Below are 12,619 nucleotides of genomic sequence, written 5' to 3'. Positions count from 1 at the left end.
TGAAATGATGAGCAGCTGGCTTTGCTTCAGCTGCTCAGTCATGCTGCCGTCGAACTTATCGAGATGGTGGAGAGGCGGTTGCAGTAAGAAGCAGAAGCTCAGTTAGTCTGAGCTTCCTCAATCTTCCGCCACATTGAACGTCTTAAATTTTCCTTGAAGCGGTTTTGATTCGAGGGAATGTCATGCATCTCAGCAGCCACATTTCGACGACACAACTTTTGCAGCTTATGGCCAAAAGCGATGTCGTGATCCGGCGACACTTGTCTCATCCACAGGGTGATTTAAAACAGGACGTTTTCTCGTTAGCGCGTGAAGATGCAAGCGGGCGATCGAGTTCAGCTGGTCTTCTGGCAAGGCAGATCGAGGTGCCTGTGGAGTTCGTTGCCGACTTGGAGAAAGCGCATTTTATCCGTGCGGGACAACCGGCAAACGGGCAGGTCATTTACTCGCTGACGGATGATGGGCGGCGCGCAGCCTTGGCCCAATGATCTTTGGCCCAGTGATCTATGGGGGCAGCGGGCCCACGAGCTTCCCGATGAGACAATGCAGATCGGGAAGCTCGCGTTTGAAGTTTGTCGTTAAGCGCCGCGCGGCGCTTCCTGCGGCTGGCTACCAAAGCCAGTGACTTTGATCGCGAGAGCGAACAAGCCGACGAGGGTCAAGCATGCTGCGGGGACCAGCATGGCCGCCACAGGAGTGCCGGCAAGACCTGCGACCCACGGCATGAGATTTTGCGCGAAGAAGCCGCCTAGGCTGCCGATCGTGCTGATGGCCGCGATGGCCATGGCCGCGCGCTGTCCCGAAAAGAACAGCGAAGGCAGGAACCAGAAGCAGGGGAACAGCAGCGAGATGCAGGGTGTGCCGATCGACATGGCAACCAAGCGCATCCAATTCTGCGGCAGTGTCGTGCTCAGGTAAAAACAGACCAAGCCCACGCAACAAATCGCGATCATGGCCAGGAGAACGGTTTTCTCCTTGCGCAGGCGCGGCGGGATCGTCACCAAGGCAAAGACGCCAACGATCCAAGGTATCGAGCTCAGAATGCCGTTCTGCGTCCCGGAGACACCGAAGCCACGCACGACGGTCGGCAGCCAATAGATGACGCCGTAGAGCGATACCAGGATCAGCATATAGGCGCCCGAGAGCATCAACACGCGCTTATCGAAAATCACCGCAAGCGGATTCCCATGCTGTCCGGGCGGCGTTTCTTTCGCTAGCTCAGCCGTCAGCCAGTTGCGCTCCGGCGTCGAGAGGAATTTCGCGTCGGCGGGGCCATTGGGCAGACAAAGTAAGACAAACGGCGTCAGGATGAGGGCCGGTAGGCCGGTGACAATGAAAACCCACTGCCAGCCAGCAAACCCGAACGTGCCATCGAGATCGAGCAGAAAGCCGCTGACAAGAGAGCCGAACATATTGCCGAAAGCGCTGCCAAGAGTGAGGAAACCCAGCACCTTTGCCCGATGCGCCTTGGGAAACCAAAGCGTGAAATAATAGATGATGCCCGGATAGGCGCCGGCTTCCGCGCAGCCGACCAGAAACCGCAGGGCCGCGAACAGGCTGCCCGAGGTCACCCAAGCCGTGGCGATCGTCAACACGCCCCAGGTCAACAGGATACGGGCCAGCCAGAGACGGGCGCCAAATCGATTGACAGCAAAGGCACTGGGAATTTCAAGCGCCAGATAGCCGATGAAGAAAAGCGAGGACGCCAGGCCGTAGAGCTGCTCGGTCATATGCAGCGCTGACACCATCTGCAGCTTTGCAAAGCCGACATTGGCCCGATCGATGATGGCGATCAGGTAAATCAACACGGTCAAAGGAACCACGCGCCAGATGACCTTCCGGAATAATTCCTGAGAGTCGACGGGGTGAGCCTCATTGGCGAGTGACATTTCTATTCCCTCTCCGAACCGAATTTCACATCGGTTCTATGCTTGCTTGCGATAGCGTTTTGCAGTTTGACGGCGTCAAACGCCACAAAGACGCGTCGAAAAAGATCCCGATTGAATTGCGTTTCTGTCGAAACGCAATTTGCTCTAGTGCGGAATGTAGTTGCGCCAATTGTCCTGGCGCATGGTCATTTGAGCGAAGGTCTTGCGGCTGTCCGCGGCCTTCCCGATCAGAGCGCTCGCGCTGAGCTGCTTGCGATCGAGATAGGCTTCGAGCTCGGACAAGGTCTGTTCCAGAAGTTCGAAGCCTCGCAGCATCACCTGCGACGACATCTCCACAGCCGATGCGCCAGCCAACATCATGCGCGCCACATCCAGGCCGGATTGCGCGCCATTGGTGCCGATCAAAGCGCGGTCTGGACCGAGCTTGCTGCGGGTCAGCGCCAGCCACTGGCAGGTCATCGGCAAGTGCCATGAACCGCCGACACCAAGCGTGGTGCCAAGAATGGGCTCAAGGGTTTCGACATCGGGAATAAGGCCGAGCAACCGCCCGGCCATCACCACTGCATCGGCGCGCGCTTCGAAGGCGGCGCCGGCGAGATCCGGCACGCGTTCGCTCTGTCCGGTGATCTTGACCCAAAGTGGAATGGAAACGGCCGAGCGGACCGCTGTGACGATCGTTGTGATGCGCTCGGGCAGAAGCTCGGTGGAGACCGCGCCCTTGGCCGACTGGCTCGCATAGGGCGTGCCGATATTCAGTTCGAGAACCCGAAGACCTTCCTGCTCGATCTGCTTGGCCATGGCGACGGCGCGATCGAGATCGGAGAGGATGATGCTGGCCACGACGACGGCATCGCTACTACGCGCTTCACGATCGAGGCGCGAGGTCTGTTCGAGCCAGGCTTCGAACGGTTGCGGCGTCAGGCCAGAGCGGCAGGCGACGAAGGCGGTTCTCGGCGCCGAGGCGTTCCAGGGAATGGGGCGCCATTGGTCATCCAAAACCGTATATTCGGCCTGCTGCAATTGATCGCGCGCTGCCTGCGATTCATTGGTGGATTTCACCACGACCGCACCAGCACCTGCTTTCAATGCGCGGCGCACACCGTCGGCATCAATCAGATGTTCGGCGGAACCGGCGATCACCGGGTTCTTGAGCTGGACGGAGCCAATCCGTGTTTCCAGATTCGGTTTACTCATGAGCTTGTCTCGCTTGAACTTGTCTCGCTTGAGGCTGGGCGCCTGCCTTAATGGGGGAGGGCCTTGACGCGCGCGACCTCGGCTTCCAGGCCAAAGGCGCGCGCCGCGTTAGTCGACACCATCTGATGCACTTCATCGTCGGTGAAGCCGAGATCGAGGCACATTTTAACGCCGCGACGGAACCCTTCGAGCGGGCTGAAAACGCCGGGCTGGCCCAGGTCCGAACACATGATCGTCTGTTCGACGCTCGCCGCATCGATGAGCTTGCGCATGTCGTCAGGCCCCGCCACCTTGAACTTCGAGCCTTCCAGGAACATGCAGAGAGAATGTTCGACGAAGGCGCCCATCGCGGCGATTCCCTTCACGTCATTGAGGGACGCGTCGACAATCTCTTCGGGGTGGGTGAGGATCATGCGTTTGACGCCACGCTTTTTTGCTTCCTCGAAGACCTTCCAGGTCTCGCTCACATGAAGGTGGCCGCTGGCCAGCGCCATGTCGTTCTCGGCGATGATATCAAGCACTTCCTTGACTTCATCCCGGACTTCACCCGAGGGGTCGAGAACAAGAACGGCGGAGGCCGGACGCATTTTCTGCGTCGACGCCGGGTGGACCCAGGTTCCGTTCTTTTCCCAACGCAAATGGTTCTCTGCCGCCAGCGTCGGCATATAGACGGTCTTTCCACCCATCGCCGCCGTATGTTCGACCGCGTAAGGATTAAAGCCACCGACGACATTGTTGAGCACGATGCTCGAATAAACCTTGGTGATTAGTTCTGGATGATGACGGGCAATCAATGCCGCAGCCATTACGCCGCTGTAATCATGATCTTTGGTGATCACCGCGGCGAAGCGCGCCGTCGACATCAATTGCGCCAGTTCAAGATGGTCAATGGCGCGTGTCGCGATCGACGGGCCGGAGTGCACATGCGGATCGATGGCGCCCACCAAAATGTCGTCGATCCGTGTTTCGATGTCCTTCACCGATTGAGTGGTCATGCTTTCACCTGTCTGATTATCAGGATCTCGCGGGAGGGCTGATGGCCTTCAGGCGTCGCGCTTCGGCATGGGATAATCCGCTTCGTTAAGGACGAAGCCGGGCTTGGATGAAAAATCGACGCGGGGCGGTCCGAAGATATCGACAAGCCAGGTGGTGCCGTCTCCGATGTCTTGTGTCGTGTGAATCACGCCAGCCGGAATGACCAGGATCGACGGGCTGGCCTCATAGGTGACATGCTCGTCGTCTTCCCATTTGCTCATGTCCGGTCCCCACGGATAGCGCAGGTGATGCCGGAATGCGCCGCGCAGACCAAACGACATCTGCTCGAAGTCGTCGTGCCAATGGGGGCTGAGCTTTCCCGGATCGCGCCGGTTGGACCAAGGTTCGAAAATATTGATCATCAAATTGGTCGAGCGGAACACCCGCATCTTCAGCGGGCTCGGGTCCGGGCTTTTGAAGTCGGCAAGTCGATAACTGCGGATCTTGAAGCCATCGGTCGGCTGCGGCCAGGGTGTGATGGGCGTCACTTCTGCGGCCGCATCGGCATAGATCGCGGCGTTGATAGCGGACGTGGTCAGATCCGTCGCCTTGTTCGAAAAGATCCGAATGATCTCGCCACCATCGGGCATCGAGATCGTGCTGGCGCCAGGCGGCATGATCAGTAAAGTCTCGGGCTCGATGTTCCGGCGTTCCGATCCCGCTTCCACGATGGCGCGGCCGGTGACCACGAAGGCCATGTATTCGTCCGCTTGCTGAGCGCGCGTCAGGGTTGCGCCCGGCTTGGCTTCGGTAACATCGGCAACGAAATTCGCGGCGCGGGTGATCCAATGCTTCGAACCGTCCGCGTCGATTGTCTGCGGTTGATCCTGATAGTGGCGCGCATGAGTTGCTTTGCGCTTGGCGATCGGCATCGGTGGTACTCCCTACTTGAGCGTCTTGAGATCGGCGAGCGCTTTGGCGGCTGCCTGGCGCATCAGGCCCTGATCGGACATGTAGATGAAGCCGCTGGCGCCGATTTCGCGCATGGCAGCTGCGTCTGCGAGGCTTCCGACAAAGAACAGAACCGGCTTGCCGGCCGCCCGCGCGGCTTTCGCCACGCGCTCTGCGGCAGAGCGAACGGCGGGCGCCTCGGGCGAGCTTTCTTCCATGGCGGCGGCGAGATCGCCGCGCCCGACGAAGAGGGCGTCAATGCCGTCGACACGCGCGATATCCTCGACAACGGACAGAGCCGACGGATCTTCGATCTGGGCAACAACCGTTGTGATGGCGTCGGCATGTTCTAGATGCTGGGCGAGGTTGAGGCCGCCATAGCGGCCCGCCCGTGGCGAATTCGAGAAGCCGCGGCTGCCCTTGCGATAGCGGCAAGCGGCGGCGATGTCGCGGGCGCTCTCCACGGTGGCGACATGGGGAACCAGCACGCCAACGGCGCCACAATCGAGGACCGACAATAAATTGGAGGGCGCGCTGGACGCCACGCGCACCAGAGCAGCAATGTTGGCGGCGCGGGCGGCGACGATCGCCTCATCGATCGAGCGGCGGTCAAATGGCGCATGCTCTTCATCGATAACGATAAAATCATAGCCGAGATCGCCAAAGATCTCCGTCGCATGGCCGGTCGGCGTCTTGGCGAACGTCCCGGCCAGAACCTCTCCCATAGCAAGCCGTTTACGGAACTGAATGGCGTCCGGCCTGGTCATCGATCAGCGTTCCTCTTCAATTTCATTATTCGGCGCATCCGCGCGTTCCAATTGGCTCCGAAAAACGGCGCTTGGCCAAATTGGAACAATCGCGCATGACCGGGGTCTTCGTGCGAATTGCCAAATTGTTCGCGACAACGAAACTGCGTTTCTAATATAAGATGAAAGCTCGTTGTCAACCGCTAGAAGGCGTGGAATTGCTGCCTTCCCATGTCTTTATTCTCGAATTAGGGTTTCGCCCTCGCGAACAGGGAGCGATTCGCGCCAGTGGTCGCCAAAGCTATTGGAAAGGCTTGAAATGTCAGACGGACTAGACGGCGGCGTGCGCTCGGTCGGCGTCGCTCTCGACGTATTGGAAACCGTCGCTTTTTCAAATGAAGAACTTGGCGTCACGCAGATCGCCGATCGCCTCGGTCTGACCAAGGGCTCGGTTCATCGCCACCTGTTGACGCTCGTCGAGCGCGGTTATCTGAAACAGAACGTGCAAACCGCGCGCTATTCCATCGGTTCGAAGAGCCGCATCCTCGCGCGCGCCGCGCCGGAAATTGATCTCATCCAGACCGCCGAAGGTCCTATGCGCGACCTGCGCGACAGCATCGGGCAAACCGTGGTTCTGTCCACCATGAGTCCGCGCGGCGCGCTCGTACATTTCGCCGTTCCCAGTGCGTCGCCGATTGAAATCGGTGTGCGGCCGGGCAGTGAGCTGTCGTTTCCCTCAAGCGCGCAGGGGCGCATTCTTTTGGCCTATTCGCCGCGGCCCTTTCAGGAACGCATTCTGGCGCGCGATATCGAAAAGCTCACCAATAGAACCATCACCGACCGCACTCTGCTGGAAGCGGAACTGGGAAAAATTGTGCGGCAAGGTTTTGCCTCCGCGCCGGAAGAAACCATGCTCGGCATCAACGCGGTCGCCGGTCCGATCTTTGATGAAGACGATACGATTATCGGCTCGGTCGCTGTTGTTGGGTCGATCCAATTTCTGCCCGCCGAGCCTGATGAGCAAACGGTCGCTGCCTTGAAAGAGTGCGCCGAGCAGATTTCACGACGGATGGGTTACGGCCGCGCGTCCACGCATCCGGCGCCGCGGCTGATGAAGACCGTGAGCTTGCGCAAAAGAAAATGAGAAATGGGTCGCTTTGGCGCGAGCAACAAGCCGCTATGCCGCGATAATAGAAGACAGTTTATCCGCCGCAGACAAAAGGCGGCCGCGTGCAAGGAGCAAGCGCGGCACTTAACCGACTTGCGATAGGCTTGGGGGTGCGCTCCTGCCGCTAAGTCGCCGTGGGTGATCCCATACGTGCCAAACCACAATGTCCCGGTGTCGGAAGCGCATGCGCACGGCATCTTGCGGTTTGGCTTGGACTATATATTATGTATACGAAATACTTTCGTATTGGGCAGGAAACGTCAGGCAAACTTGATCGACAGTGTTCGGAATTTTCTGGGCGTGCGTGACTTTATACGCCGGCTGACGATCCGTGTTGCGATCCGTATGCCGCCGATCTGATGGGAGCCGGAGCCGTATGTTCCAGGAATATGACTACATCGTCGTCGGCGGTGGCTCGAGCGGTTGCGTTGTCGCGAACAGGCTATCGGCTGACCCGAAAGTGACCGTCTGTCTGTTGGAGGCTGGTCCATCAGACCGCCACGGTGTCGTTGCGTTCAAGTCGCGGCTGCCTGTCGGCACAGTGATGTTGTTGCCTCATGCCCGCTACAATTGGGGCTATTTCTTCACGGGCGATGCAGGACTCGCTGGCCGTTCCATCGCCTCTCATCGCGGCCGTCTCTCGGGCGGATCAAGTTCCGTCAACGGCATGCTCTATATGCGCGGTCATCCGCGCGACTATGACGAATGGGCGGAGCAGGGTAATCCGGGTTGGCGTTGGTCGGATGTCTTGCCGACCTTCATCAAACAGGAGAACCGTGAGAAGGGCGCGAATGAGCTGCATGGTGCCGGCGGAGAGCTCAATGTCGCGCCGCTGCGGACGTTAAATTCGCTTACACGGGCATTTCTTGCGGCCGCTGAGGAGACTCAATATCCGAGGAATGACGACTTCAACGGCGTAAGCCAAGACGGCTTTGGGCCGTGGGAAGTGACGCAGAAGAATGGTCAGCGTTGGAACAGCGCACGCGCCTTCCTACATCCGATCGCCAAGCGACCTAACCTGACAGTGTCGTTTGATACTGAAATTCTGCGCATTGAACTGACGGAGCGACGCGCCACGGGAGTGATCATCCGCCGAGATGGTCAAGAGATGCGTCTTGGCGCGCGGCGTGAAGTGGTCCTCACTGCTGGGGCCTACAACTCGCCAAAGTTGCTGATGATATCTGGCATTGGGGATGCGGCGGAGCTCAAGAAGGTCGGGATCGAGCCTGTCCATCACCTGCCGGGCGTCGGTCGGAACCTCCAGGATCACCCGACGGCTTGGGTCGAATACGAAGATATATCGGGAAAGAGCGCGGCGCTTAACGCCAAGACAATCCCGCGCTATGCCGCTGCCGTGTTCTCTTATGTCTTTGCGCGTCGCGGCCCGCTGACATCAAATGGCGTGGAGGCGGGTGGCTTCCTGCGCACGCGATCAAACTTCGATCGTCCGGACGTGCAATATGTCTTCATGCCCGCCCGGCGTGCGCCCGGCCAATTCTTGCCGAGAGAACACGGCTTCACGCTGATGCCGATCCTGCTGCGGCCGCAAAGCCGCGGAAGCGTCTCGCTCGTTTCGTCTCGTCCTGAAGATAAGCCGAAGCTTGAACCCAATTTTCTCGACAACGCTGTCGACGTTGACACAATGGTACGCGGCACCTTGCTTGCGCGCCAGCTTGTCGAAGCGTCCGCATTCGCGCCGTTTCGCGGCCGGGAGCTCAATCCAGGCCGAGAGGTGCAGAGCCACCGCGACATGGAAGACTTTCTGCGCTCGACGATCACCACCGCCTATCACCCGGTCGGAACGTGCAAAATGGCGCCCGCCAGCGATCCAAACGCGGTCGTGGACGAGAAACTTCGCGTTCGCGGGATCGAAGGTCTTCGTATCGCCGATGTTTCGATCATGCCGACCATCATTGGTGGCAACACCAATGCGCCGGCAATGATGATTGGTGAGCGCGCCGCCGGTTTCGCAATGAGCGAGAAATAGGTCCTCGTGGCTGCTTCTTTCGTCCGGCTCTCAGGCCGCGCTCCCCACGTCGATTTCTATCTAATATAATGAAATAATTATATAAAATTGACGTTTATCCCGACGTGGGGCTCTCCGAGCCCCATGTCTCCAGCGGAAGTGGGCAATCACTTTAACGGGGCTTTAGGCGGTTTCGACTAATTCTGTCGGGTGACGAACCGCTCTGGGGGACATTCGGACATGCCTGTCACCGATCACAGTGCCGATGTGGTGATCATCGGCGCTGGACCTGCGGGTTTGACCGCCGCCTATCTGCTGACGAAAAAGGGATATGCCGTCACGGTCCTCGAGAAGGACCCCCGTTATGTGGGGGGCATCAGCCGAACGGTGGAGCATAAAGGCTTTCGCTTCGACATTGGTGGACACCGGTTTTTCTCGAAGTCGAAGGAAGTGGTGGATCTTTGGAATGAGATCCTGCCTGACGACTTTATTCAGCGGCCGCGCATGAGCCGCATCTACTACGAAGGCAAGTTCTACAGCTATCCGCTGCGCGCCTTCGAGGCACTGTGGAATCTTGGCCTCCTGCGTTCGGCCCTGTGCATGGCAAGCTTCGCCAAGGCCAGGCTGCTTCCTAAGAAGGATGTGCGGTCCTTTCAGGACTGGACCATCAACCAGTTCGGCTATCGCCTGTTCTCGATTTTTTTTAAAACCTACACCGAGAAGGTGTGGGGCATGCCTTGCAACGAAATGTCGGCAGACTGGGCGGCGCAACGGATCAAGGGACTGAGCCTTGGCGCTGCGGTGTTCGATGGCCTTAAGCGGAGCCTTGGACTTCATCGGGCGCCCAATGACGGCATGAAGACCAAAACGCTGCTGGAGACCTTCAGATATCCGCGCCTCGGGCCCGGCATGATGTGGGAAGCCGCGCGCGATCACATCGTGAAGGGCGGCAACCAAGTCATTATGGGCCATGCGCTGCGGCAACTGGCGCAAGACCAAGTGACGGGCCGCTGGCGTGTCATGGCGACGGGCGCAGATGCGAGCGCCATTACCATCAACGCGGCCCATGTGATTAGCTCCGCGCCGATGCGCGAACTGGCTGGCCGTATGCAGCCCGTGCCGCACACGCTCGGGAGTGCGCTTAATCTAAGATATCGGGATTTTCTGACGGTCGCCTTGATGATCAGTGCGGACGACCTGTTTCCAGATAACTGGATCTATATTCATGATAGCAAGGTCAAGGTCGGGCGTATCCAGAATTTCCGCAGTTGGTCTCCGGAGATGGTGCCTGATCAGGATATCGCCTGTGTCGGCCTGGAATATTTTTGCTTTGAGGGCGACGGATTGTGGTCGTCAAGTGACAGCGATCTGATTGAACTGGCTAAGAAAGAGATGATGATCCTGGGTCTTTGTAAGCCCGAGGAAATCGTCGGCGGCGCGGTCGTTCGTCAGGAAAAGGCTTATCCGGTCTATGACGACACCTATGCCGAAAATGTGCGGACCATGCGAGAGGAGTTGGAGGCGAGGTACCCCACGCTTCATCTCGTCGGTCGCAACGGCATGCATCGTTACAATAATCAAGATCATGCGATGATGACGGCGATGCTGACAGTGCGCAATATCGAGGCTGGCGCCCGCATCTACGATACATGGGCCGTCAATGAAGACGCCGAATACCACGAAACTGGCAACGAGGGAGAGCTTGCTGCGCTCGCGAGCGAAAAATTGGTGCCGGCGCGAACCCATCTATCGCCAGCCGTGAAGGTCGCTTAGCTCGCGCACGCGTACTGTGGTTTTCGTGGATGAATGACAGCTGGGACATCCAAACTCGTACGCTTCGCTGCAGCGTCTTTCTGATCTGGCTGCTGTGCGCGGCCGTGATGATTTATATCGTTCGCCATCCCATCGGCGTCACGTTTTTCGATCCAGATGATGCTCTTCGCCTTGTTGAAGTGCGCGATTGGATGGCGGGCCAAAGTTGGTTCGATGTCACTCAATATCGCAGCCATCCTCCGGCTGGTGCGTCGATGCATTGGAGCCGCCTGGTCGATATCCCTATTGCCGGGCTGTTGGCGCTGGCGCTGTTGGTGACGGATCAGGTAGCCGCGGAACAAATATCACTTGTCGCGGTGCCGCTTCTCAGTTTGTTGGTCCTGTACATCGGTCTCGTTGCGACCACTGTGCGCGCGACGGGACGGCGATACGCTGGCGTGATTGCAGCCTTGATGTTGATGACGGCCCTCGGTGCTCTCATTCAATTCCGGCCGACACGTATCGATCATCATGGATGGCAGATCGCCCTTGGCACATTGGCAGTTCTCGCGCTCATCGGCTTCGACGGTAAGCCTATAAAAAGGGGTGTCGTCTCTGGAGCGACCATGGCCGTTGCGCTGGTCATCGCCATTGAGGGATTGCCCCTTGCCGTGGCGATCGGTGCGGTGTTTGGCCTGTGCGCCCTCCGTCGAGAAGACGAAAATAGCGGCCTTGCCGCCTATCTGGCCGCACTTAGCGGCATCGGTTCTGTCCTTCTCCTTGCCACTCTGGGATGGTCGCGTGTCTCTGTGCTATGGTGCGATGCGCTCTCCCCAGCCTATCTTGCGCCTCTCTGGACAACGACAATCGTGCTGGTTCTGGCGCAATGGATCAGCCCGCAGGGGAGCATAGCCTGGCGTTTTGGAGCCATGGTGGTGGCGGCAGCAAGCGGAAGCGCCGTTTACCTCACCTTTTCGCGCGCCTGCCTTGGAGGGCCATTCGCCTCCCTCGATCCTCTCCTTTATCGCCTCTGGTACGTCAACATTGCCGAGGGCATGCCGGTCTGGACGCAATCACTAAGTCTGGGTGTTACTGTTTCCATTCCCTCGTTGCTGGGGCTTGGCGGCACGCTCCTCGCCATCCGCTATGATAACTCCTCCCGTCGCGAATGTTGGATCACGCTTCTCTTCGTTCAGGTGGTCACTTTCGCCGTGTCGCTTATGGTGCTTCGTGCGATCGGCATAGCCCATGTCTTGGCAATCCCGGGGAGTGTCTGGCTGTTCCTATTCGCCATTGAGCGAGCCATGCGGCTATCCAGCCCATGGCGCATATTCGTCGCTGTTGCCTGCGTGGCGCTGACGCCAATTGGCGCACAGCTCATTGCCAGCAGCCTCCTTCCGTCGGCACAGCCAACGAACGGCAGCGGGAGTGGCGCTTCTTCCTGCAGAGACTTGGAGACACTTCAGCGCCTTGACGCATTGCCCACGACGCTTCTCTTTGCGCCGCTCGATGTTAGCTCGTATCTGCTCGCTTTCACGCATCACAGCGTGGTTGCGACGGGCCATCATCGCAACCAAGCAGGAATGAAGACAATCATCTCGGCATTTATCGCGCCCGCTGATCAGGCCCGCGCGATTGTAATGGCAACGTCCGCTCAATATCTCGCATTTTGCAAAAGGGAGGGTGAAACGCGCGTCTACGCCAAACCATATCCCCATTCGCTCATGTCGGATTTGTTGGCCGATCATCCGCCCACCTGGCTCCGCGCGGTGCCGTCGCAATCGAATGAAAGAATCAGCGTTTACCGCATAGAACGCTGAGCGTTCTTTCCATGCAATTTATGTAACGATTTCCACGCGCTAACCATTGTTTGTCTTAAAAGAGTCATAATAGCGCGGCGCGGCAAACTCTTTACTGATCGTCAATCATGCCGGGATTAACGCCCATATGTTCCGCATGCGCAGAGTTCAAGGAGAAA

At 58.5% G+C, this 12,619-nt stretch carries 10 protein-coding genes; 5 read left to right on the top strand and 5 right to left on the bottom strand.

Translation table 11 applies throughout. The features are described from left to right. Positions 1 to 182: 182 nt before the first annotated feature. Positions 183 to 488 (top strand): hypothetical protein, encoded by a 306-nt coding sequence (locus tag BLW50_RS11235; RefSeq protein WP_090701874.1) that lies wholly within the window; start codon positions 183 to 185, stop codon positions 486 to 488. A 90-nt stretch (positions 489 to 578) separates the two neighbouring features. Here the strand turns inward: BLW50_RS11235 and BLW50_RS11230 are convergent, their stop codons facing one another. From BLW50_RS11230 to BLW50_RS11210, 5 genes are all read right to left on the bottom strand, one after another. Next, entirely contained in the window at positions 579 to 1,889 is a 1,311-nt protein-coding gene (locus tag BLW50_RS11230; protein ID WP_090701870.1) for an MFS transporter, read from the bottom strand. 144 nt (positions 1,890 to 2,033) lie between these two features. Beyond that, positions 2,034 to 3,083: a beta/alpha barrel domain-containing protein gene (locus BLW50_RS11225; protein ID WP_090701867.1), complete on the bottom strand. Its 1,050-nt coding sequence runs from the start codon at positions 3,081 to 3,083 to the stop codon at positions 2,034 to 2,036. Between the two features lie 47 nt (positions 3,084 to 3,130). Beyond that, positions 3,131 to 4,078 (bottom strand): DUF6282 family protein, encoded by a 948-nt coding sequence (locus BLW50_RS11220; protein ID WP_090701864.1) that lies wholly within the window; start codon positions 4,076 to 4,078, stop codon positions 3,131 to 3,133. 48 nt (positions 4,079 to 4,126) lie between these two features. After that, positions 4,127 to 4,990 carry a cupin domain-containing protein gene (locus BLW50_RS11215; protein WP_090701860.1) on the bottom strand — a complete coding sequence of 288 codons (864 nt, stop codon included), beginning with the start codon at positions 4,988 to 4,990 and terminating at the stop codon, positions 4,127 to 4,129. Between the two features lie 12 nt (positions 4,991 to 5,002). Next, positions 5,003 to 5,776, bottom strand: coding sequence for an HpcH/HpaI aldolase family protein (locus BLW50_RS11210; protein ID WP_090701856.1), 774 nt, complete (start codon positions 5,774 to 5,776; stop codon positions 5,003 to 5,005). A gap of 298 nt (positions 5,777 to 6,074) precedes the next feature. On the opposite strand from BLW50_RS11210, the gene BLW50_RS11205 reads away from it, so the two are divergent. The 4 genes from BLW50_RS11205 to BLW50_RS11190 all read left to right on the top strand — a co-directional run bounded on the left by BLW50_RS11205 (position 6,075) and on the right by BLW50_RS11190 (position 12,461). Then, on the top strand, positions 6,075 to 6,899 hold the full coding sequence (locus BLW50_RS11205) for an IclR family transcriptional regulator (RefSeq protein WP_090701852.1): 825 nt from the start codon (positions 6,075 to 6,077) through the stop codon (positions 6,897 to 6,899). A gap of 400 nt (positions 6,900 to 7,299) precedes the next feature. Beyond that, on the top strand, positions 7,300 to 8,910 hold the full coding sequence (locus BLW50_RS11200; protein WP_090701849.1) for a GMC family oxidoreductase: 1,611 nt from the start codon (positions 7,300 to 7,302) through the stop codon (positions 8,908 to 8,910). Positions 8,911 to 9,129: 219 nt separating this feature from the next. Further along, positions 9,130 to 10,662, top strand: a complete 1,533-nt coding sequence (locus tag BLW50_RS11195) for an NAD(P)/FAD-dependent oxidoreductase (RefSeq protein ID WP_090701845.1) — start codon at positions 9,130 to 9,132, stop codon at positions 10,660 to 10,662. Positions 10,663 to 10,691: 29 nt separating this feature from the next. Continuing rightward, positions 10,692 to 12,461 (top strand): hypothetical protein, encoded by a 1,770-nt coding sequence (locus BLW50_RS11190; protein WP_090701842.1) that lies wholly within the window; start codon positions 10,692 to 10,694, stop codon positions 12,459 to 12,461. Positions 12,462 to 12,619: the final 158 nt, after the last annotated feature.

The sequence above is a fragment of the Beijerinckia sp. 28-YEA-48 genome, assembly GCF_900104955.1.
Lineage (GTDB): Bacteria > Pseudomonadota > Alphaproteobacteria > Rhizobiales > Beijerinckiaceae > Terripilifer.
This window is presented reverse-complemented; position numbering and strand designations above follow the sequence as displayed.

What these genes read in the sequence shown, in the direction of transcription:
- BLW50_RS11205 (WP_090701852.1), top strand. Translation starts at nt 6,075, where the DNA reads ATGTCAGACGGACTAGACGGCGGCGTGCGCTCGGTCGGCGTCGCTCTC.
- BLW50_RS11190 (WP_090701842.1), top strand. Translation starts at nt 10,692, where the DNA reads ATGAATGACAGCTGGGACATCCAAACTCGTACGCTTCGCTGCAGCGTC.
- BLW50_RS11230 (WP_090701870.1), bottom strand. Translation starts at nt 1,889, where the DNA reads ATGTCACTCGCCAATGAGGCTCACCCCGTCGACTCTCAGGAATTATTC.
- BLW50_RS11220 (WP_090701864.1), bottom strand. Translation starts at nt 4,078, where the DNA reads ATGACCACTCAATCGGTGAAGGACATCGAAACACGGATCGACGACATT.
- BLW50_RS11215 (WP_090701860.1), bottom strand. Translation starts at nt 4,990, where the DNA reads ATGCCGATCGCCAAGCGCAAAGCAACTCATGCGCGCCACTATCAGGAT.
- BLW50_RS11210 (WP_090701856.1), bottom strand. Translation starts at nt 5,776, where the DNA reads ATGACCAGGCCGGACGCCATTCAGTTCCGTAAACGGCTTGCTATGGGA.
- BLW50_RS11195 (WP_090701845.1), top strand. Translation starts at nt 9,130, where the DNA reads ATGCCTGTCACCGATCACAGTGCCGATGTGGTGATCATCGGCGCTGGA.
- BLW50_RS11225 (WP_090701867.1), bottom strand. Translation starts at nt 3,083, where the DNA reads ATGAGTAAACCGAATCTGGAAACACGGATTGGCTCCGTCCAGCTCAAG.
- BLW50_RS11235 (WP_090701874.1), top strand. Translation starts at nt 183, where the DNA reads ATGCATCTCAGCAGCCACATTTCGACGACACAACTTTTGCAGCTTATG.
- BLW50_RS11200 (WP_090701849.1), top strand. Translation starts at nt 7,300, where the DNA reads ATGTTCCAGGAATATGACTACATCGTCGTCGGCGGTGGCTCGAGCGGT.